Below are 231 nucleotides of genomic sequence, written 5' to 3'. Positions count from 1 at the left end.
TTCCTGTTCGTGCGGGAGCCGCAGCGGGGAGGCACCGAAGCCGCAGTCGAAGGCGGCGGCCAATATACCGGGCGCTTTTCCCCGGCCGAGTTCCGCCGGGTGCTGGCTGTGCCAACCGTCTGGCTGGCCTTTGCCCTGGACACCGCCCAGGCGACAGTCAACTGGAGCATCGCTGTCTGGGCCCCCACCTACCTCACCCGCTATGGGATCGCCCCGGACGCCGAGTCAGCC

The 231-nt window shown here is 69.3% G+C and carries 1 pseudogene; it reads left to right on the top strand.

What is annotated here, in order from left to right:
* Positions 1 to 231, top strand: a pseudogene (locus ACY9Z2_RS19455) (hypothetical protein); the annotation flags it as partial.

It is taken from the genome of Virgibacillus sp. GM2-2 (assembly GCF_055329585.1).
The sequence above is the reverse complement of the archived record's forward strand: the minus strand, read 5'-3'. Positions and strand labels throughout refer to the sequence as shown.